The organism is Chitinophaga sp. (assembly GCF_039596135.1).
Taxonomy (GTDB): domain Bacteria; phylum Bacteroidota; class Bacteroidia; order Chitinophagales; family Chitinophagaceae; genus Chitinophaga.
Window position 1 is genome coordinate 1 of the sequence record NZ_JBCNKH010000076.1, and the last position, 21,134, is coordinate 21,134.

Below are 21,134 nucleotides of genomic sequence, written 5' to 3' on the forward strand. Positions count from 1 at the left end.
GTACTGATTTATACACAGATCCAAAAGGACATTTGCATGTAGCATTCAGAGATATCATCAGTGATTCAATCCGCGATATGGTGCATTTATTATCAGTCGATACAGGTGCAACTTTTTCTGCGCCTGTAAGGATAAGTGCAGATAACTGGGTGGTGCGTGGTTGTCCGCATACAGGGCCGGCAATGGCAGCGAATAGTTTTGGATTGCATTGTGTATGGTTTACGATGGGTGGTGGACAAGGGGTGTATTATTGTCATTCTACTGATGAAGGCAGCACCTATTCACAGCGGGATACAGTGAGTGTAACACCAATGGCGAAGCATCCGCAGATAACGGCAGTAGGCGATGATAAGATTGTGATAGTGTGGGATGAGCCGGTGAAGGTTGGAAAAGAGTTTAATAGCAGGGTAGGTTATCAAATACGTAAAGGAGATGGGGGTGTTATTAAATCCGGGATACTAACCAGTGATAGTTTGTATGTGACTTTTCCGGTGGTGAAGGCAGTAGATGCACAAACAGTATTGGTAGCGTATACGAAAAAGGGAAGTATTTGTTATAGATGGGTGAACATATAAAACCAAAAAAGGTGTACCGTTTCTGGTACACCTTTCGATTTCTTTGTTCTCAGTAACTAAAAGCACCTGCCCAGTCCTGGCGGGTAGCCCAGCGACCGTAGTTATTTCTTTTAGATCTGTCGGAGTAGAAGCGCCATTCTGCTTTCCATCTCGGATAGTAGAGACGCAACAAATACAGTGTTGCAAATGTAAGCATAGGGATATGGTTTTTTAGGATAGATAGTTAGCATTGTTAGTAAACTCTTAAAGCTCATAGTTAGTTAGGTATCACATTCCCCTTTGATGGTAGTTCGTCAAACCATCATTAATCCCTTGTCTGCCATCATTATACCACATTTATAGACAAAAAGTAAGCTGTTTCAAATATATATAGAAATTTCTGCTAATGGAATAACATCTATGTGTTATATTATGACTTTTTACTCTTTATAAGTGTAGATAGCATTCGCCTGCTGGGTACATGTAATCACTAAATCATTGATACACACATGCGCAGGCAGTGTAGCACAGTAATAAATCGTGTCTGCCACATCTTCTGCACGCAATGGTGTAAATCCTTTGTAGATATCATCCGCTTTGCCTGTATCCCCCTTGAACCGTACTACTGAAAACTCCGTCTCCGCAGCCCCCGGATGTATAGCCGTCACCTTTATAAAGTAAGGCAGCAAATCAATACGCATACCCTGGGAAATTGCATCTACTGCCGCTTTGGTGGCACAGTACACATTCCCTTTTGCATATACAGATTTGGCAGCAGTAGACCCCAGGTTGATAATATGGCCTTTCTTACGGGCTTTCAGCCATGGAATCACCGCCCTGGATACATACAGTAAGCCTTTTACATTCGTATCGATCATGGTATCCCAGTCAGATAAACTACCTTCATCAATAGTAGATAATCCTAAGGCTAACCCCGCATTGTTAATCAGGATATCCACCGCTTTCCATGCATCGGGGATTTGCTCCAGTGTACTGCTTACCGCTTTTTCATCCTGCACATCAAAAGTCAAGGGCAACACCTTGATGCCATTCGTTTTTTCCAGGTCCTGCTGCAAGGCTGTCAACCTTTCCTGCCTTCTGCCTGTGATGATCAGGTCATAACCGTTGGCTGCAAACTTTCTCGCACATGCTTCTCCAAAGCCGGCAGTGGCGCCGGTAATAAGTACTATCCCCATGTCAAAAATGATTATTTACTTCACCAAAGTTACAGTGCCTTTCTTTAAAATTGTTTTTCCGGTGAAATCTTTTCCTTCCAGGATCCAGATATAGGTATCCACCGGCGCAGGTTGTCCTTTGTAAGTACCGTCCCAACCCTGGCGGAAGTCGGTAGAGGCGTAGATTTCCTGTCCCCAGCGGTTATAAATGCGGAAGTATTTATATTCAGTAATGCCTACAGGAATAAACCGGAACCGGTCATTCCGTCCATCGCCATTAGGTGTAAAGGCATTAGGTACATAGACTTCAGGCCCAGTATAGTATTTGATGCTGATGGTGTCGTATCCCACACATCCCTGTGAATTGGAGACACGTAGTATGTAAGTGACGTCTTCATTCCATTTCAATTCCGGATCTGCAATATTAGCATTGCTCAATCCATCTGGTGGTGCCCAGGCAAAGAATTCCCCTCCGGTAGCATGTAGTGTGAGGGCCTGGCCTTTTGCCAGAATGGTGTCATTGCCGGCAAAGGGAAATACTTCGTAGACTGTAATATCCTTCGTGACGGTGGCCACACAGGAATGATCCGTATACAATATCAGGGAAACCGTATAGACACCTCCATGTTCATAGGTATGGCTTACATGTTCGCCAAAGGCTCTGCTGATCACACTATCTCCTGTAAGGCCCAGGTCCCACCTTCTGTCTGTAATATGTCCATAGGTGTAAACAGACTTGTCATCGAACTGAATGCGGTCGCCTTTGCAATATCCGGTTACATCAAAATCTCCTTTTAGTCCGGGGTAGTTGCTCACTACTCCGGTAGTACTATCCGTACAGGTGAGCCCCCTGTTCACCACTAATTTCACAACATATTGTCCAGTGTCGGGGTATAGGTGTCTGAACACTGTCTTATCCGTTACTACCGTATCTGTACCATCGCCAAAGTCCCAGTAATAGGTGGAGGTATACCCGGCATTGCTGGTGTTGGGCATAAGTACACTGAGGTCAGGTTCGGGCACACAGTTCTGCAGGGTAGGAGGGAAGCCGGCAGTGATTTTGGTGTTGCAGTTAAAAACTGTGAGCAGGATGTCTTTGTGATGAGTGCCTATCATTTTGCCAGTCAAACGATCGTATTCCGTCACACATACTGATACTACGTATTGGCCTTCTCTGGGAGGAACACCCGTTATAAATCCATAGTTGTCAATAGAAACCTGTGGCGTACCGCCCATGGGATTTGCTCCTGAATAGGGAGCCCTGTAGCTCACAGTATTATTATATGGGGGTGGGTTGGCGCTGGCTACTTCATTGCGGTTAGCCCCTCCGGTGAGGGCACTACACAAGCTGTAGGTCAGACTATCTCCGTCGGGGTCGGTGGCAGAGTAGTCGTAATGCAGGGGCATATTGGCGCAGATCACAATGGCAGCATCTTTGGCGAAGTAGGCGCTTCTGTTTGTAGGGCGGCTTTCAGTGCCAGGGATGATGCAATAGAAGGTAGAGCCTTCATGTTCTGAATCGTTGATATTTGCCAGTTTTTCTCCGCGGCAGCATCGTTGATAGGCTACATAGTAGCCTCCCGAAATGGGTCTGAGCGAGACGGTGTCCCTGTAAATGGCCACTTCCAGGTTTTGGGAGCGGGGTGCCAGGCAGGGATTCCGCAATGTATCGCGTAGGGGATGACGTTCTTTGATAAATAGTAACCGGGCATCCATGACCCGCGATCCGCTGTAGGTATAAATATTCACAGGTACCGGATCTTCAAAGTGATCCAGGCAACCCTGAATTTCACCACAGGTGAAATCAGCATTCCTGTATAGCTTCAGGGTAATCTCGTACCTGTAGGTGCCATTGGGGTTCATGGCAAGAAAGGCATAATAGATCTCGCCACCAATAATATGGTAACCAGCTGCAGCAACGTGGATCAAACTACAGCAAATAGCCAGAATAATAGATCTATGCATTAGTTGGGGTTGTGCATGAGCTCTACGAAGACTTTACTATAGGAATTTAAATAAAAAAAAGGAGATGGGCGAATGAATTAAATCGCCATATGAAGGGGTTTGAAAGACAATGAAGTTGTCTCAAAAGTAAGTTTTACCCGATTATCGATAGAACGAAATTTCGTATAAACGATTCCTGGGTACTTTTGAGACAACCTAAAATATTATCTGATTAAGGTGACCGTACCTTTACGCATCACCGTTTCGCTGTTTACATTCTTCCCCTGCACGACCCATACATACGTGCCGATGGCAGCAGGTTTGCCATCGAAAGTACCATCCCAGCCCTGCAGGTATTCAGTAGTGCTGTACATCAGTTTCCCCCACCGGTCATATACCCTGAAGAATTCGAGTTGGGTGATGCCTACCGGCAATGGCCTGAATATATCATTCTGTCCGTCACCGTTAGGTGAGAAACCAGTAGGTACATAGATGTCCGGACCTACTATGAAACGGAGGTTGATAGCATCCATACCAGAACAGCCCTCAGCCGTATAGGCTGTAACGGTATATGTAATGTCATGATTGATAGTCGTTGTCGGAGTATCGATATTCGGATTGTCCAATCCATCTGCCGGTGTCCACACATAAGTCACACCACCGGTGGCATGTAAAGTGAATGGCTGATTCAGGATCGCAATCGTATCATTACCGGCAAAGGCATGTACCTGTGGCACCACGTTGATCTGAACGGTATCCGTCACTGGTTTAGGACAACCCTTATTGTCAGTAACCGTAACAATATATTGTGTCGTATCAGTTGGTTTGGCGATGGTCGTTGCCTGGTTCGGCGTAGTTAGCGTAATAGTTGGTGCCCATTGATAATAGGAGCCGCCAGATGCGGCAAGAGTGACCTGGTCGCCATAGCAGATGGTGGTATCTTCCCCTGCATATGCAACGGGCGGATCTACTATTTTTAAGCTCACCGTATCATACCCGCTACAATCACCCAGGCTGGCCACTACAGCATACGTGGCACCCGGAGCAGGAGGTACAATCACAAGAATACCGCTGTCACCCACCTGTGTATTGGTGGATACATCATACCAGGCAAGGGGATAATCTCCATCCGCAAAAGAACGGATATGCAATGTATCGCCAGTGCAAACTGTACTATCAGCAATTGTTCTTACAATAAGGGTATCCCGTACGTCAATATGCACGGTTGCCGAATTGGTACAACCTGTACCATCTGTAAATGTCACTGTATAAGCCGTATCTATTTTAGGACTGACCGTTGGCGTCGCAGTATTGGCATTGGTGATATTATAGTCGGGTGTCCAGGTGTAGGTACCGTTTACCACCTGTCCGTCTACAATACTTGCTGCAGATAGCTGCAGGGAGTTGCGGATACAAAGCAGGGTATCAGGTGTAGTGGTAATAGGAGGATTGTCGTAAACGACAATGGTACTGGTATCCGATCTGACACAACCATTCTTTGTGGTAATATCCAGGATGACGGTATAAGTGCCGGGCCCCGGATACTTATACGATGCCACAGAGGCCCACGAAGTATCTGCCGATGTGCTGGTATCGCCAAAGTCCCATCTGTAAGTGGCAATGGCATCGGTAGCACTGGTGGTGGTAGACGTATTTGTGAAGGTGGTCGTGGTATTACTACATAAACCCACAATGCGCATATCCGGTGTGAGCAGGGGATATACATACACAACAGCACTTGCACTATCGCCGCAATTGCTGGTACTATCTACCCAAAGTTTTACATTGTATACACCTTCTGCAGCATAGGTGTGTGGAAAAGGATCTGTGCTGGTAGTGGTATAATGCGTACCATCTCCAAAATCCCAGTCGTAGGTTTTACCTTCTGTACTGTTATTCAGGAAGGTAATGGTAAAACCAGTACAGTCATTGTATTTATCCGGCATGGCAGCTTCCACTTCGCGTACGCAGGTGGTTACAATCATGTGGAAATCCTTTCTGTGAATGCCGAGTAACTGGCCGTTACGATATTCATACGCACACACGGTTACCACATACTTGCCCGGATCGGGAGCAATACCAGTGATCAAACCTGAATTAGATACGATGTAGGCATCATCACCCAGCGGTGTTGTACCCGTATACGGACTTTTGTAAGGAATGGAAGTATAGGGAGGTGCTACGGCAGCCGGTGGCGTCGCATATTTGTCGGAGCCATTGGTTACTTTACCACCGCCATAAGCAGCGCAGAACACATACACAATGCTATCACCATCAGGATCGGTCGCAGAGAAGTCGTATGTAAATTTCTTGTTGGCACAAACCAGGATGGCTTCGTCCTTGTTAAATACAGGGCTTGAGTTCGTGATAATATTATTGGTAGTACCAGGTAATTCAGTAAAGTAGGTAGCACCGTTACCAGGGTAGTTGGTTTCATCATTCGCCCTGTGCGTATCTACGATGTTTGTCATGGAGTAGTCGCGGCAACAGGTTTGGAAGGAGACCGTATACCCTGCAGCACTGATAGGCACGGTCACAGTTCCTACATATGTACCAATCTGAAAACAAATCGTAGGCGGATTTACAATACAGGGATCAGCCTGTGCAGATGACTTCGTTTCCTTGCTGGTTTGTGCTACCAGGAAAGGAGAACCGGAAAGCTGGCTGTTATCCGCATTACTGAACACTGCAAAGTATACAGAATTGGGCAGTTCGGCCAGGTTAGCCGCCTGGTCGCACACACGGTATAGTTTCAGGGTTACCTGGTAGGTTACGGTAGTGGTGGTACTCGATGTGTATTTATACGACATTTCTCCCCCAATGATATGGGAAGCTTTGGATATCAATCCATAGGAGAGAATCAGGAGCAATAGAAGGGTTCTTTTCACAATTATTGGCAAAAAAGAGTAAACTGTTGCAAGACCTGATTGCTGGCATCAGGAACTTCCCACATGCCCATGTGCCCTGTTTCCTCAAAAATATAAATGCTGCTGGTTCGTGGTAGGGATACCTGCGGCAAAACGGTTTGAAGAGGAACGGCTGTATCATCTTTTCCGATTACAAACAGCACTGGTACTTGTATGGTCGACAACACGGCGGTGCGGTCAGGTCTTGTTATCATTGCTTCGTAATATGCTTCCATAGAAGCGAGGGGACAAGTGATGCCCATGTTCACATATGCTTCTACACTTTCCGGATGTTTCGCTTTAAAGCTGGCGCTGAACATATTCGGAAATGCCTGTCTGATAAATGCCTCACTGCCATATTGTTCCATCAGTTTGATGGATTTGCGGCGCGCTTCTTTCTTTTCTTCAGTATCGGCGAGGGCAGTAGAATGGAACAGGCCCATTCCCTGTAATATCGATGGGTACTTTTCTGCAATAGCGAGTGCAACATATCCACCCATGGAGTGGCCAATGATCACTGCCTTTTCTATGCCGGCGGACTGTAATGAAGTATAGACATTATCAGCCATGCTATCAATAGTCAACGCACTTGTGAGTGGATTATTGCCAACTCCCGGTAAATCCAAAGCGATTACTTCAAAATATTCACTTAAATATGCCGTCTGCAAATTCCAGATACCCGAATTTTCAGCAAATCCATGCAGCAATACTAATACGGGTCTCCCTTCTCTTAGATGAATATTTTGGGTAGAAAGTTTATTCGGCATAAGAAAAATAATTTATTTAAACATTCTATTATGCAGGGCCGGGCAACATCTATTGAGAGGCAACCGGTAACGTAAAATAGATTTTATTGATGTTTACAAACGTTTGCGTGTCAGCCGCAGAAAGAAACTATAAAGGATCAGCAATATACAAAATACAACTGCCGCCTTCGACAATAAGTCTCCATATTTTACATAGAACGTCAGGAAATCGTTCGGTGTTACACGGGCTTTTAAAACACCTTCCTGCCAGTAAGGAAGAGATGCAGTAATATTTCCGTTAGGATCTATAAAAGCAGATATACCGGTATTGGCGCTTCTGGCCACCCAGCGGCGGGTTTCAATGGCACGCAGGCGGGCATATTGCAGGTGCTGACGGTGTCCTTCGGTATTACCCCACCAGCCATCATTGGTCATGATGAAAAGAAGATTTGCACCCTTTCTTACATGTTCAGCTACAAATTCGCCATATACGGATTCGTAGCAGATAGTAGGAAATACCTTAATGTTTTCAGCTTTGTTTTCCATCAATTCCACACCCGGTGTACGGCCATAACTACCGCTGATGCCGCCCAGGTCCAGGGCCAGGTAATCCATAAATTTCAGGTAGTGTACATATGGAATGAGTTCCACGCCCGGCACCAGTTTAGATTTATGATAGACTTCCACTATGTTGGATGTATCTATGTGTACACCGGCATTAAATACATCGTACACCATATCACCATCAGAATTGCGACGGGCCGATGTTGGAACTTCATCATTTTCCGTATATCGCTTCAGTGTAACGGCACCACTTACCAGGCTGGCGTTTGGAAATTTGCGTAACAATAACCTGATCCGTTGTGTATAGTTTTCGAAAGTGAGTTTATCTTCCCATGCACCGTGCACAAAAAGGGCTGTTTCAGGCCATATAACAAAAGCGGTATTAGAATCGATTTTCTCTTCGGTGAGCTGAAGCATTTTATTGACTTCCAGCGTTTCATTTTCATCTGCAAATTTATCGTAGGGGTCAATGTTGGGCTGCACCACAACGACTTCAGTGCGAGGTCCTTTGACTGGCAAATACAAAAACTGGCAAAGGCAATAACTGACCAGGAAAGGAACTGCCAGGATGAGGGCTGGTTTCCATATTTGTTTTATGATGGAACGTTTGTAAAATTTGTATTGGAACCACACGTGGTAAATCGCAATATTCGTAGCCAGTATCCACAGGGTACCACCGCTTACACCTGTGTATTCATACCATTGTACCCAGTCAGGGTGCATGGCAAAAGCATTGCCGAGGCTGAGCCATGGCCAGCTCAGTTCCCATTGCAGGTGGATGTACTCAAAGGTCATCCAGTAGACAATGAAAGTAAAGTAAGCGAGGGTAGGACTTACCCATTTACGGGTTCTGCGGTATCCCATTACGGGCACGAGCATGAACAGGGTATTGAGCAGGTTGGCGGCTACACCGCTCACCGGTACGGTGGTATTGCCCACCCACCAGGTGGTGGCTACATTCCAGCAGAAGAGTAACAGGAAGGCGCATGCGAAAAAGCGGGCCCTGTTTTCTACAATATCCGCCAGGCGAAGCAAGGGGATGAATGCAATGAAAATCAAAAAGGTAAGGGGTGAAGTTGGCCATGCTGCCCAGAGGAGCAGGCTGCCTGTCAGGCTCAAAATAGCGGGTAAGTAACGTTTTGCCATAGCGGGTCAAAAATAAGGATTATGACTAAGCGGCATCAAAATAAAAAAGGACATACCAGTTACGGTATGTCCTTTCATTATCTTACAATTAATTATCTGCTGTAGTTCGGTGGTCACTATATCGTGTGGGTGATTTTCCTCTACGTAAGCAGGAGATATCTTTAATTATCTGCTATAGTTCGGAGCTTCCTTGGTAATCACCACATCGTGTGGGTGGTTTTCCTCTACGTAAGCAGGAGATATCTTTAATTATCTGCTATAGTTCGGAGCTTCCTTGGTAATCACTGCATCGTGTGGGTGATTTTCCTTTACAGTAGCAGGAGATATCTTTAATTATCTGCTATAGTTCGGAGCTTCCTTGGTAATCACCACATCGTGTGGGTGGTTTTCCTTTACAGTAGCAGGAGATATCTTAATAAACTGTGCTGCCTGCAAAGCTTTAATATCTTTAGAACCAGTCAGCCCCATACCTGCCCGCAGACCCCCTACATACTGCTGAATCACTTCTGCCAGCATGCCTTTATAAGGTACACGACCTACGATACCTTCCGGTACCAGTTTCCTGATATCATCTTCTTCCTGGAAGTAACGATCTTTTGAACCTTCTACCATCGCTTCCAGGGAGCCCATACCACGATAAGATTTGAACTTACGACCTTCGTAGATGATAGTTTCTCCAGGACTTTCTTCAGTACCGGCAAAGATAGAACCAGCCATTACACAGGATGCACCAGCAGCGATCGCTTTCACCATATCACCGGTGTAACGGATACCACCATCTGCAATCACCGGAACACCTAGTTTTTTCAGGGCAGTAGCGGCATTTATAACAGCAGAGAGCTGCGGGAAACCAGCACCTGTTACCACACGGGTAGTACAGATAGAACCAGGTCCTACACCTACTTTCACTGCATCAGCACCTGCTTCTGCCAGTGCCAGTGCGCCATCGCCGGTAGCTATGTTACCTGCTATCACCTGTAATTTAGGGAAGGTTTTCTTCAGTTTCTTCAAACCATTCAGTACACCTACTGAGTGACCGTGAGAGCTATCCAGGCATACTACATCCACACCTACGTTGATGAGTGCCTGTGCTCTGTCCAGTACATCAGGAGTGATACCTAATGCAGCGCCTACGAGGAGACGGCCATATTCATCTTTCACAGCATTGGGATAGCTGGTCAGCTGCAGGATATCACGGTAAGTGATCAAACCTACGAGTTTACCATTCTTACCAACTACTGGTAATTTCTCAATTTTATTCTGTTGAAGGATTTTCTCTGCTTTTTTCAGATCAGTACCTTCTGGAGCAGTAACGAGGTGCTGAGAAGTCATTACTTCGCTTACTACGCGTTTCATGTTCCTTTCGAAGCGCAGGTCACGGTTGGTGAGGATACCAACGAGTTTGTTTTGTTCATCTACGATAGGAATACCACCGATGCTGTTTTCTTTCATCAGGCGGAGAGCTTCTCCGATAGATGCATTTGCATGCAGGGTTACCGGATCGAGGATCAGCCCGTTTTCACTACGCTTTACCTTACGTACCTGTTCGGCCTGTTTTTCAATGGACATATTCTTGTGCAGGATACCAATACCACCCTGGCGCGCCAAAGAGATGGCCAGATTGGCTTCTGTAACGGTATCCATGGCAGCAGAGACCATTGGAATGTTCAGGCGTAAGTTTTTGGTAAGTTGCGTGCTGATATTAACGTCTCTGGGCAAGACTTCAGAGTAGGCTGGAACCAGAAGTACATCGTCAAAGGTAAGTCCGTCCTCTACAAATTTCGGTTTTGATTTTCCGGCAGGCATGTTGCAACTATTTGTCAGTTATTAAATAATTGCACGCAAATGTACAGCTATTTAAGTAAATAGAAAAATTGTTGTGACGCTGATCATCCTGAATCCTGTTTTTCATTCACCTCAAACCAGCTGATAGCGCTGTCCCGGCATACTTCTTAACAATTTATTCATTTCCCGCTTACCGCTCAAACCAGCTGATAGCGTTGTCCCGGCATACTTCTTAACAATTTCTCCATCCCCCGCTATCGCTCAAACCAGCTGATAGCGTTGTCCCGGCATACTTCTCAGCAATTTATTCATCTCCAGCTGAAAAATTACAGCCGCCACTTTGCTTTCTGGCAATGGGCTTCTGCTATATATATGATCTATCTGATAATCCTCACTCTTGTTAAAAAGCGCTAATATCTGCCGCTCTTCTTCTTTCAGCTCTATACGCAAATCCTGCTGCCCCTGCACTGCCGGCTTCTTTACCACATCATCCCAATTCATCGCCTTCAATATATCTTCCGCATCCGTAATCAGCATAGCCTGATTATTTTTTATCAGGTGATGACAGCCCGCTGACTTGGGATCTCCTACCCGCCCCGGTATAGCAAATACATCCCTGTTATAACTATTGGCAATATCTGCGGTGATCATCGAGCCTCCTTTTATACCACTCTCTATCAATACCGTAGCATCTGACATTCCTGCCACAATCCTGTTCCTTTTTGGAAAATTAGGTTTATCAGGAGTGGTTCCCCTGCTATACTCCGTGAGTAACCCTCCCTGTTCCACCATCTGCCTTGCCGTATTTGCATGCACATCAGGATAAATCCTGTCCAGCCCATGCGCCAGTATCCCTACCGTGGGCATACCATGCCGCAATGCCGTAGCGTGGGCAAGCACATCTATACCATAGGCCAGTCCGCTCACCACCATGATATTACTGGCTTCCAGCCCTGCTATCAAATTAGCACATACTTCCCTGCCATGCGACGTAGGTGTGCGTGTACCGATCACATTGATGATACGGGCAGTATTTAAATTTGCATTTCCTTTATAATATAATAGAAACGGATTATCATAACAATGCAGCAACCTTTGTGGATATAGTGGAGATTGATAGCTGATTGCTGCTATCTGGTATTTTTCCAGGAAATTCATTTCCCTGTCTACCCAGCGAAAATCATTAAACTGCCTGATGGCATTCGCCCTCACCTTACCCAGCATAGGCAGGCTTTCCAGCTCTCTTCTGCTCGCTTTAAAAATGTTACCTGCATTTTCAAAGTAAGTCGTTAACTGTTGTGCTATCTTATTTCCTATCTGTGGTATTTTCGTAAGTGCAATCTGATAACGTGTTTCTTCCTGCATTTTCCTACTTTTGTGGTCAACCTCCTTAAGTTACAATTTTTTTTTCATGTTTTACTCAATCCGCCTCACATTTCTCCTTACCCTTGTCTTCTTATTTGCCTGCAAGGCACCAAAACCTGCTGCACAACGTACGGCCTTAGTGCCTTATGGGCCTGCATTTGCGGCTTTATGGCAACAACGCGCTGCTGAATATAAAGCGCTCTGCTTTCAGGCATACAACATCGCCCGTCTTCGCCTCAACGAAGATGTACAACGTGGTGCTGCAAAGCCGATGGCAATCGTGACCGACATTGATGAAACTGTATTAGATAATAGTCCGTACAATGTACATGTTGCATTGAAAGGAGAAAATTACAGCGATAAAACCTGGCAGGAGTGGACCAGCAAAGCGATGGCAGATACAGTACCCGGTGCATTATCCTTCTTAAAATATGCAGCTGAAAAAGGCGTGCATGTATATTATATCACGAACCGCTCAGAAGCAGAGCGTGGGGTGACTTTACAAAATTTACAACGCTGGAATTTTCCTGATGCAGATAATGAACATCTGATCTTAAAAACGACAACTTCCAGCAAAGAAGAAAGACGGCTGCAGGTAGCACAAACACATGAGATCATTTTACTGATGGGAGATAACCTGGGAGACTTCTCTGCGATCTTCGAAAAGCAACCAGCCGATAAAAGAGAAGCAGTTACAAAGCAATCTGCTGCTGAATTTGGGAGCCGCTTTATAGTACTGCCAAATCCAATGTACGGGGATTGGTTACCGGCGATGTTCCAGTATAATTACAGGCAAAATATTGATTCAATATTGAAAACGCAGTTGAAGAATTATTAACCTCAAAATCTCTATAAAAACAAAAATGCGTCTTCGAAGAAGACGCATTTTTGTTTTTATAGCTTAATGATCTTACATACAGTCCTTCTATTCTGTGCTCTGCCATCAGCAGTTCCATTATCTGCCACTGGCATACTTTCTCCATATCCCTTCGCCTCCAATCTGTTAGATGCTATTCCTTTGTTAATCAAATATTGCACTACCGCATTTGCCCGGCGCTCAGACAACAACATATTATCCTGATCATTACCTACATTATCTGTATGTCCACCTATTTCGACCTCTATTGACGGATTTTCGGTCATGAGTATGGCCAATCTATCAAGTTCGGCCCCTGACTCGGGTTTAAGCATAAATTGTTTGCTGTCAAAGAATACATTGTGTAATACTAGAATGGCACTTGTATCGAGTGGTTGCAAAGGAATCTCCCTATAAAAAGCTGTATCTTTTTCATTTATGTTCAGGGAGAAATTTTCAGAATAAAATAAATAACCTTTTCTGCTCACATTCAATGCATAATCCCTACCAACAGGCAATGGCACAAGATAATTACCTAACAGATCACTCTTAATTGTTGCCATGGTTGTACTTGTTTTTAGATCAATCAGCTCAATATTTGCTACCAAGCGTTTGTTGCTCTTTTTATCATATACAAATCCTCTGACATATAATGTCTTCAAGGGTCTTGCTTCAGGATACAGTTCGAAGCTATAAATATCCAACTGTCCTCGACTATCTGCACGATCTGAGGCGTAATAAGCAGTTTTGCCATCAGCAGCTACAACCAGACTAGCTTCTTCATCCACTGTATTTATAGGATATCCCATGTTCATTGCCGGACCCCAGCTGCCATCTGGCTGCCTGCGCGAATAAAACAGATCCATACCGCCGAAACCAGGATGACCGTTAGAGGCAAAGTATAAAGTCTGGTTATCTGCATGGATAAATGGTGTAGTTTCACGTCCTGATGTATTGATATTTGGGCCGAGTCTTTCAGGTGTACCCCATCTTCCATTGGGCTGTAGCTGGCTCATGAAAATGTCTGTTTCATTATCAGGAGTTTCTCTGGCGAAATACAAAGTCTGTTTATCGGGAGAAAGACAAGGTTGTGATTCCCAATCTCGTGTATTAATTGGGTTACCCATATTCATGGGTTCTACCCAAAGACCTTCTTCGGTTTTAATGGCAAAATAAATATCGCAACTGCCACGTCCATTGGGGAAATCGCAACCGGTAAATACCAACATATTTCCATCTTGTGAAATATTTTGAGCACCTTCATTGAAACCAGAAGAATTGATAGGAGCTCCCATATTATAAGCTTTTTTCCAGTGCATGCTGTCATCTCTTTCAGACACATAGAAATCTTCATTCTTTCCAGCGACTCGGCGTGTAAAAACAAGCATCTGATTATCAATGGTCAGAGAAGGAAAATATTCAGCATCTTTAGTATTGATATTATCGCCCAAATTTTTGGGAACAAAAGGTACTGGATGGGCGGCTTCCTTTGCGGCGAAGGTATAAGCAGTTTGTAAAGCTTCAGCTTTTAGACTTTTGGTCTTTCCTGTTGCGATATATTCATTAATTGCGGCAAGTGCGTCACTGAATCTGCCTACGCCTGCAAGCGCTCTTGAATAAGCTATCATGGCAGGACGAGTGGAGTTAGTATCCAAACGTTTGAGTGTTTCGAAACTGCTAATTGCCTCCTTATATTTCTTCAACTCTACATAAGAAATTGTCATTTGGCCATAAGCGTCTGTAAAGCCAGGTTCAGCTTTTACTGCTTCCTGCAGATAAAGAATCGCATCTTCCGTTTTATACTCCGAAACCGCTAACTGTGCATTGTCAAAACTCTTCTGTGCCTTTTTCTTAGCGTTATCATAGGTTACCACCTGAGCATGCACACCCAGGCAAATCACAAGACAACTCAGTAATAAGGGGAATTTAGCCATAACTTATGATTGGGAATGTGGTAGCAATATATAAAATAATTACCAAATGCCATCTGTATGGTATCAGATAATCAATGCATTTATATATTTCTCCATGTCAAACGTTATGATCGGAACTCCTATTGTACTTACGGTACATTAATGTACTTGTGCACCTGCAGCGAGAGCTGCCATTTGGGATGGTCTTTGATATAGTCGATGATAAGAGGAGTCATTTCAGCAGCCTTGTTCCATTCCGGCTGTATATACAACTTGCAATGAGGGCCTGCCAGCGCGGCATATTTCTCTGCCCAGGCAAAATCACTTTTATTAAAAATCACCACTTTCAGTTCATTGGCCAATGAACAAATCTCTGGCAGTGGCGCCTTGAATTTTTTAGGAGATAAAGTTATCCAGTCCCAGTTACCGGAAAGGGGAGAAGAACCGGAAGTCTCAATATGGGTACGGAAACCCGCTGCATGCAGGTCTGCTGTCAGCGCATCCAGGTTGTGCATCAATGGTTCCCCACCTGTAATGACGGCAATACGACCGGGATAGTTCGCTGCCTCGCTCACAATATCCGTCAGTTCCAGCTGTGGATGACGATCTGCCTCCCAGCTATCTTTCACATCACACCAATGACAGCCCACATCGCACCCGCCAAGACGGATGAAATAAGCTGCACAACCCTGGTAATTACCTTCACCCTGAATAGTGTAAAAGCGTTCCATTACCGGGAGCGTGCGTACGTTTGGATATGTGGCAGTAGTTGACATAATGCGAAGGTACGCATAATGCTATAAAGCCCTATGCGTACCATATAATGATTAGTTCATGTTACCTTTCTGACCTACAGCGGCATGGTAGGTGTTCTTCAGGAGAGCTGCGATGGTCATAGGACCTACGCCACCCGGAACCGGTGTGATATAGCTGCATTTTTCAGCTACTTCATCAAAGTTCACGTCACCCACCAGTCTATGACCAGATTTCTTAGAAGGATCAGCGATACGGTTGATACCCACATCCACGATGGCAGCACCTTCTTTCACCATATCAGCAGTCACGAAGTTCGGACGACCGATGGCAGCTACTATGATATCTGCCTGAAGACAGATTTCTTTCAGGTTTGTAGTCTGTGAGTGAGTAAGGGTAACGGTGCAGTTGCCGGGATAGCTGTTTCTGCTCAGCAGGATGCTCATAGGTGTACCTACGATGTGGCTGCGGCCGATTACTACAGCGTGTTTACCTTTAGTTGGAACATTGTAGTGTTCCAGCATCAGCATGATGCCGTAAGGTGTAGCCGGGATGAAGGTAGGCAGGCCACTGACCATTTTACCAACGTTTACCGGGTGGAACCCGTCTACGTCTTTGCTTGGATCGATGGTATTGATGACTACTTCTTCGTTGATGTGCCTGGGAAGTGGTAATTGTACGAGGATACCGTCAATATCTGCATTTTCGTTCAGCAGGGTGATATTGTCAAGCAGGTGCTTTTCAGAAATTTTTTCATCGAAACGCAGCAGGGTGGAGTGATAGCCGATCTCTGCGCAGGACTTAACTTTTGAAGCAACGTAAGTTTCGCTGGCGGGATCATTACCTACCAGGATAGCAGCCAGGTGCGGAACTTTCTTGCCTAAAGCCTTCAGTTCCGTTACTTTTTCTGCCAGTTGGGCTTTGATAGCCGCTGATACCAGTTTACCGTCTAAAATTTGCATGCGCAAAGTTAGGCTTAATTGAGAAGATTTACTAATCATTAAATTCAAAGTTCTGTAGAGGCTGATAGAACAAACTTTAACTATATATTTATCTCCGATTATTCATTTTTAACCCATATATCATGAAATTCACTGCTTTTTTAGCTTTCCTATGCCTAATCTGCGACTACTCAAAAGCCCAGTTAAATACTGTAGCTGGTAGCGGAAACACCTCTTCTTATAGTATTTTTATAAATGGCAATACTAATTACAATGTAGGCAACTACACAGGGTTAAGTCTCTACTACCTGAATGGAGCATCTTACCTGGAATCCGGTAACCCTTCTACGTCGGTATTAGCGCCTTTAAACCTGAAGGGAAGTGTCATCAACCTGAATAGAACAATTATCAAAGGAGCCACAGATGATACTTCTTACAACCTGATTACCAATGGTAAAATAAAATTAGGGAATAACAGTTACAGCGGCGATATTTCCATGACTGGTAAAATTGCGACCCCACTGGTCACTCGCTTAAAAGAATCTGATAATTCCAGTATTGTTCCCGTAACAGCTGGAGACCTGATGATTAACAATTTCTGGGGTGTTGCCATTAACCTGGACAGAGGACTTTACCATGATAACTCGCTTGCTACCTACTCAGTCCTGAAAAGTACTTCCTCATTTACCATCAACAACTTTACAAGCGACAGCACCTTAAATACACTTTTGATAGTAAGAAACAGCGGCAATGTGGGTATTGGTATTACGAACCCACAGGAAAAGCTCGCTGTAAATGGTACCGTTGTGGCAAAGAAGGTAAGAGTAACCAGTACGGGGTGGCCTGATTATGTATTTAACGAAAACTATCAGCTACCTTCCCTAAAGGAAACTGCTGCCTACATAAAAAACCATAAGCACCTGCCTGGTATACCTGCCGCTGCAGAGGTAGCGCAAAATGGACAAGACCTGGGGGAGATGAATAAATTACTCCTTCAAAAAGTAGAGGAACTGACGCTGCACCTGATTGAATTGCAAGCCAAAGTGGAAAAGCTGGAAGCTGCTCGACAATAAATTTCTATCAATTAGCCGAAATAAAAAGAGGGTGCATCAATTTTGATGCACCCTCTTTTTATATACGAATAAGTTTAATCCCGATATTATCAGCTCTCCTCCAAGTTCCGCAAAACAAGTTCCCCGCCTTCAAAATTTCAAATTTAGGTCACTTGTTTTGCTCTAAATAGAACTTGATAAATAATAGTGGAAATTTTAAAGGCAGGCTTAGGAGCGTAATATAATTAAATTTTCGGAGATGCGGATAAAATTTCCGGATCAGCCTGTGCCCCGTATTTTTTAAAGTTTTGTACAAATCTGTTAGCAAGGTCTTCCGCCTGCTTATCAAATGCCGCTTTATCAGCCCAGGTATTGCGGGGATCCAGGATCTCTGCAGGTACTCCCGGACAGTGCTCCGGAATACCAAATCCAAAGAGTGGAAAATCTTTATACGCAATCCTGTCCAGTTGGCCACTAAGCGCTGCTGTCACCATCGCCCGGGTATATTTCAGTGAAATGCGCTGCCCCGTACCATAAGGACCACCTGTCCACCCGGTATTGATCAGCCAAACGGCTACTTTTTGCTGTTTCAGTTTCTGCCCCAGCAGCTGTGCATATTGCACCGGGTGTAGTGGCAGGAACGGTGCACCAAAACAGGTGCTGAAGGTAGTAGTCGGTTCTGTTACCCCTGTTTCTGTACCAGCTACCCTGGCTGTGTAGCCGGATATAAACTGGTACATAGCCTGTGCTGGCGTCAGCCTTGATATGGGAGGTAATACCCCAAATGCATCGCAGGTCAGGAAGAAGATATTGGAAGGGATATTGCCTACTGAAGGAATCACCGCATTGTCAATATAATCCAGTGGATAAGATACCCGGGTATTTTCTGTAATACATTTATTGGCAAAGTCTACTTTATTAGTCCCTTCGTAGCACGAGACATTTTCCAGCAATGCACCTTCGCGGATTGCTTTGAATATCTGCGGCTCCTTTTCTTCACTCAGGTCTATACACTTTGCATAGCAGCCGCCTTCAAAGTTGAAGATATGATGGGCAGACCAGCCATGCTCGTCATCGCCTATCAGTTTACGTGCAGGATCTGCACTGAGTGTGGTTTTTCCTGTACCGCTCAATCCAAAGAAGATCGCCGAATCTCCATGCTCGTCCTGGTTGGCAGAGCAGTGCATGGGCAATACTCCATGCATTTGTGGCAGTATATAATTAAGTATGGTGAAAACGCCTTTCTTTATTTCCCCGGTATATGCTGTACCACCAATCAGGATCATCTTGTGCTCAAAACTGATAGCAGCAAAATTTCCCTGCCTGGTCCCGTCTGTAGCCGGGTCAGCCAGAAATCCAGGGGCGTGAATCACTGTCCAGTCTGCGTGCATGTCCTCCATTTCCCCGGAGTCGGGCCGCAGGAACATATTATAGGCAAAGAGGCTGGCCCAGGGAGTTTCAGTCACTACCTGAATACCTATGCGATAAGCAGGATCAGCGCAGGCAGCACAATCCCGTACCCAGATTTCCTTTCCTGTAAAATATGCGGTAATTTTTTTGTGCAGGCGGTCAAAGTGATCGGAAGACATTGGAATGTTGAAGTCGTTCCAGTCTACAGTTGCAGTAGTAAGTGCATCTTTGACGATGAACTTATCTTTGGGAGAGCGACCGGTGAATTTTCCGGTGTTTACGGACAATGCTCCGTTGGCTGTGAGGGCTCCCTGTTTCCGTGCCAGTGTTTGCGACACCAGCACGGCAGGTGCTGTCTGATAATAGATAGCTGCTGTTTGCTCTATTCCTATAGCTGATAGGATGGCAACAGGGTTCCTTACGCTGCTGACTTGCATAGTAAGATTGTTTTGGTGTAGTAAAGCAAAGCTGCGCCTTTTTTTGAAATTATCAAATTAATAGCCCCTTGTTAACACAAATTTAGAAAAAATAGATGCTAAATGGATAATCAATTAGAGAAATTCTAAAATGGCCGGGTCTGTTTTGCAGGAAACGGTAGCGAATTATGGGCACCGAATACACTTATCCTCATCCATTATACCCGCATATTCACCTCTTCAATATTACTTCCTAAAATTTCAGTAGGTTTGGCGCGTGTTTTAATCAACAGGATCAATTATGAAAAATTTGCCACTGGATTCACAGATTTTCATCAAAAATCGCCAGCGCTTTATTGCGGAGATGCAACCCAATTCTATTGCTATCATCAATTCCAACGATGAGTTGCCCAGCAATGGCGACGCTTTATACAGATTCGAACAGAACCATGACCTGTACTGGTTGACGGGTGTTGAGCAGGAAGATACCATGCTCATTTTATACCCGGATAATCCGGATCCTAAGTACAGGGAAGTACTTGTTTTAGTGCGCCCAAATGAGTTGAAAGAGAAATGGGATGGCCATCGTCTGCGCAAAGACGAGGCACTGGCTGTATCGGGCATCGGTACAGTGGTTTGGCTGGATGTGCTGGATGGATTATTACAACCATGGATTCACGAAGCCACTAATATCTATTTAAATACCAACGAAAATAACCGTAAATCCAGCCTCATCGCTGTCAGAGACTACCGCTATGCAGAAGAAATGCGTGCCCGTTATCCACTGCACAATTACCTGAGAGCGGCCGTTATTTTCAAAAAACTGCGTGCTGTCAAGACTCCCGAAGAAATAAAAGTGCTGCAGACCGCAATAGACATTACAGAAAAGGCATTCCGCCGTTTGCTGAAATTTATCCGTCCGGGTGTATTTGAACACGAAATTCAGGCAGAGATTGTACACGAATTTCTCTCTAACCGTGCTGACGGTGAAGCCTATACTTCTATCATCGCCAGTGGCGACCGTGCCCGCACCCTGCACTATATATTCAACAACCAGGAGTGTAAAGACGGCGAGCTGGTACTGATGGATTTCGGTGCTGCCTATGGTGGTTACAATGCTGACCTGACCCGTACCGTACCGGTGAATGGTAAATTCACACCCCGTCAGCGTGAAGTATACGATGCATGTCTGCACCTGCATAACTATGCTAAATCTATCCTGAAGCCAGGACTGACCATTGCCAGGTACCATGAAATGATGGGCGAGGAAGCAGGGAAAGTGTTCGTAAAAATCAACCTGCTGAAAGAAGAAGACATTAAAAACCAGGACCCTGAAACACCTGCATACCGTAAGTACCTGTACCATGGTATTTCTCACCACCTGGGTGTAGGCGTACACGATTTAGGTCCATCTTTCTGGCAGCCTATTCCAGATGGCGCGGTGCTGACCATCGAGCCTGGTATCTACATTGAAGAAGAAAAAATGGGTGTGAGAATTGAAAATAATGTATGGATAACTTCAAAAGGCAATATCGACCTGATGAAAAATATGCCAATCACTGCTGACGAAATTGAAGCTTTAATGAAAAAATAAGGTAATGTGTACGC

Annotated in this window: 16 protein-coding genes; 4 read left to right on the forward strand and 12 right to left on the reverse strand. The window is 44.8% G+C overall.

Features of this window, described 5'->3' with window-relative positions:
• Window positions 1-575, forward strand: a 575-nt coding sequence (locus tag ABDW16_RS26775) for a hypothetical protein (protein ID WP_343674072.1), incomplete at its 5' end; no start/stop codon positions are given.
• Between the two features lie 49 nt (window positions 576-624).
• Here ABDW16_RS26775 and ABDW16_RS26780 read toward each other — a convergent pair.
• The 8 genes from ABDW16_RS26780 to dprA all read right to left on the reverse strand — a co-directional run bounded on the left by ABDW16_RS26780 (window position 625) and on the right by dprA (window position 12,185).
• Window positions 625-771, reverse strand: a complete 147-nt coding sequence (locus tag ABDW16_RS26780) for a hypothetical protein (RefSeq protein WP_158286615.1) — start codon at window positions 769-771, stop codon at window positions 625-627.
• 223 nt (window positions 772-994) lie between these two features.
• Window positions 995-1,750 carry an SDR family NAD(P)-dependent oxidoreductase gene (locus ABDW16_RS26785; RefSeq protein WP_343674075.1) on the reverse strand — a complete coding sequence of 252 codons (756 nt, stop codon included), beginning with the start codon at window positions 1,748-1,750 and terminating at the stop codon, window positions 995-997.
• A gap of 15 nt (window positions 1,751-1,765) precedes the next feature.
• Complete coding sequence (locus ABDW16_RS26790; RefSeq protein WP_343674077.1) at window positions 1,766-3,694, reverse strand: gliding motility-associated C-terminal domain-containing protein; 1,929 nt, start codon at window positions 3,692-3,694, stop codon at window positions 1,766-1,768.
• Between the two features lie 203 nt (window positions 3,695-3,897).
• Window positions 3,898-6,561, reverse strand: coding sequence for a PKD domain-containing protein (locus tag ABDW16_RS26795; protein WP_343674079.1), 2,664 nt, complete (start codon window positions 6,559-6,561; stop codon window positions 3,898-3,900).
• A gap of 2 nt (window positions 6,562-6,563) precedes the next feature.
• On the reverse strand, window positions 6,564-7,346 hold the full coding sequence (locus tag ABDW16_RS26800; protein WP_343674080.1) for an alpha/beta hydrolase: 783 nt from the start codon (window positions 7,344-7,346) through the stop codon (window positions 6,564-6,566).
• A gap of 93 nt (window positions 7,347-7,439) precedes the next feature.
• Window positions 7,440-9,035: an apolipoprotein N-acyltransferase gene (gene lnt / locus ABDW16_RS26805; protein ID WP_343674081.1), complete on the reverse strand. Its 1,596-nt coding sequence runs from the start codon at window positions 9,033-9,035 to the stop codon at window positions 7,440-7,442.
• Window positions 9,036-9,368: 333 nt separating this feature from the next.
• Window positions 9,369-10,841, reverse strand: a complete 1,473-nt coding sequence (gene guaB, locus ABDW16_RS26810; protein ID WP_343674082.1) for an IMP dehydrogenase — start codon at window positions 10,839-10,841, stop codon at window positions 9,369-9,371.
• 240 nt (window positions 10,842-11,081) lie between these two features.
• Window positions 11,082-12,185, reverse strand: a complete 1,104-nt coding sequence (dprA, locus tag ABDW16_RS26815) for a DNA-processing protein DprA (RefSeq protein ID WP_343674083.1) — start codon at window positions 12,183-12,185, stop codon at window positions 11,082-11,084.
• 46 nt (window positions 12,186-12,231) lie between these two features.
• Here dprA and ABDW16_RS26820 point away from each other — a divergent pair, with 46 nt between their 5' ends.
• On the forward strand, window positions 12,232-13,023 hold the full coding sequence (locus ABDW16_RS26820) for a 5'-nucleotidase, lipoprotein e(P4) family (protein WP_343674084.1): 792 nt from the start codon (window positions 12,232-12,234) through the stop codon (window positions 13,021-13,023).
• 56 nt (window positions 13,024-13,079) lie between these two features.
• Here ABDW16_RS26820 and ABDW16_RS26825 read toward each other — a convergent pair whose 3' ends face one another.
• The 3 genes from ABDW16_RS26825 to folD all read right to left on the reverse strand — a co-directional run bounded on the left by ABDW16_RS26825 (window position 13,080) and on the right by folD (window position 16,669).
• Window positions 13,080-14,975 (reverse strand): OmpA family protein, encoded by a 1,896-nt coding sequence (locus tag ABDW16_RS26825; protein ID WP_343674085.1) that lies wholly within the window; start codon window positions 14,973-14,975, stop codon window positions 13,080-13,082.
• Between the two features lie 128 nt (window positions 14,976-15,103).
• Window positions 15,104-15,730 carry a 7-carboxy-7-deazaguanine synthase QueE gene (locus ABDW16_RS26830; protein WP_343674086.1) on the reverse strand — a complete coding sequence of 209 codons (627 nt, stop codon included), beginning with the start codon at window positions 15,728-15,730 and terminating at the stop codon, window positions 15,104-15,106.
• Between the two features lie 51 nt (window positions 15,731-15,781).
• Window positions 15,782-16,669 (reverse strand): bifunctional methylenetetrahydrofolate dehydrogenase/methenyltetrahydrofolate cyclohydrolase FolD, encoded by an 888-nt coding sequence (folD, locus tag ABDW16_RS26835; protein ID WP_343674087.1) that lies wholly within the window; start codon window positions 16,667-16,669, stop codon window positions 15,782-15,784.
• A 122-nt stretch (window positions 16,670-16,791) separates the two neighbouring features.
• Here folD and ABDW16_RS26840 point away from each other — a divergent pair, with 122 nt between their 5' ends.
• Complete coding sequence (locus ABDW16_RS26840) at window positions 16,792-17,721, forward strand: hypothetical protein (RefSeq protein WP_343674088.1); 930 nt, start codon at window positions 16,792-16,794, stop codon at window positions 17,719-17,721.
• Between the two features lie 224 nt (window positions 17,722-17,945).
• On the opposite strand, the gene pckA is transcribed toward ABDW16_RS26840, so the two are convergent.
• Window positions 17,946-19,547 (reverse strand): phosphoenolpyruvate carboxykinase (ATP), encoded by a 1,602-nt coding sequence (pckA, locus tag ABDW16_RS26845; protein ID WP_343674089.1) that lies wholly within the window; start codon window positions 19,545-19,547, stop codon window positions 17,946-17,948.
• A 280-nt stretch (window positions 19,548-19,827) separates the two neighbouring features.
• Here pckA and ABDW16_RS26850 point away from each other — a divergent pair, with 280 nt between their 5' ends.
• Window positions 19,828-21,120, forward strand: coding sequence for an aminopeptidase P family protein (locus tag ABDW16_RS26850; RefSeq protein ID WP_343674090.1), 1,293 nt, complete (start codon window positions 19,828-19,830; stop codon window positions 21,118-21,120).
• Window positions 21,121-21,134: the final 14 nt, after the last annotated feature.

Bases quoted from the DNA above. Each gene is read 5' to 3' on its own strand.
- ABDW16_RS26780 (WP_158286615.1), bottom strand. From the start codon at position 771: ATGCTTACATTTGCAACACTGTATTTGTTGCGTCTCTACTATCCGAGA.
- ABDW16_RS26785 (WP_343674075.1), bottom strand. From the start codon at position 1,750: ATGGGGATAGTACTTATTACCGGCGCCACTGCCGGCTTTGGAGAAGCA.
- ABDW16_RS26790 (WP_343674077.1), bottom strand. From the start codon at position 3,694: ATGCATAGATCTATTATTCTGGCTATTTGCTGTAGTTTGATCCACGTT.
- ABDW16_RS26800 (WP_343674080.1), bottom strand. From the start codon at position 7,346: ATGCCGAATAAACTTTCTACCCAAAATATTCATCTAAGAGAAGGGAGA.
- lnt (WP_343674081.1), bottom strand. From the start codon at position 9,035: ATGGCAAAACGTTACTTACCCGCTATTTTGAGCCTGACAGGCAGCCTG.
- guaB (WP_343674082.1), bottom strand. From the start codon at position 10,841: ATGCCTGCCGGAAAATCAAAACCGAAATTTGTAGAGGACGGACTTACC.
- dprA (WP_343674083.1), bottom strand. From the start codon at position 12,185: ATGCAGGAAGAAACACGTTATCAGATTGCACTTACGAAAATACCACAG.
- ABDW16_RS26820 (WP_343674084.1), top strand. From the start codon at position 12,232: ATGTTTTACTCAATCCGCCTCACATTTCTCCTTACCCTTGTCTTCTTA.
- ABDW16_RS26825 (WP_343674085.1), bottom strand. From the start codon at position 14,975: ATGGCTAAATTCCCCTTATTACTGAGTTGTCTTGTGATTTGCCTGGGT.
- ABDW16_RS26830 (WP_343674086.1), bottom strand. From the start codon at position 15,730: ATGTCAACTACTGCCACATATCCAAACGTACGCACGCTCCCGGTAATG.
- folD (WP_343674087.1), bottom strand. From the start codon at position 16,669: ATGCAAATTTTAGACGGTAAACTGGTATCAGCGGCTATCAAAGCCCAA.
- ABDW16_RS26840 (WP_343674088.1), top strand. From the start codon at position 16,792: ATGAAATTCACTGCTTTTTTAGCTTTCCTATGCCTAATCTGCGACTAC.
- pckA (WP_343674089.1), bottom strand. From the start codon at position 19,547: ATGCAAGTCAGCAGCGTAAGGAACCCTGTTGCCATCCTATCAGCTATA.
- ABDW16_RS26850 (WP_343674090.1), top strand. From the start codon at position 19,828: ATGAAAAATTTGCCACTGGATTCACAGATTTTCATCAAAAATCGCCAG.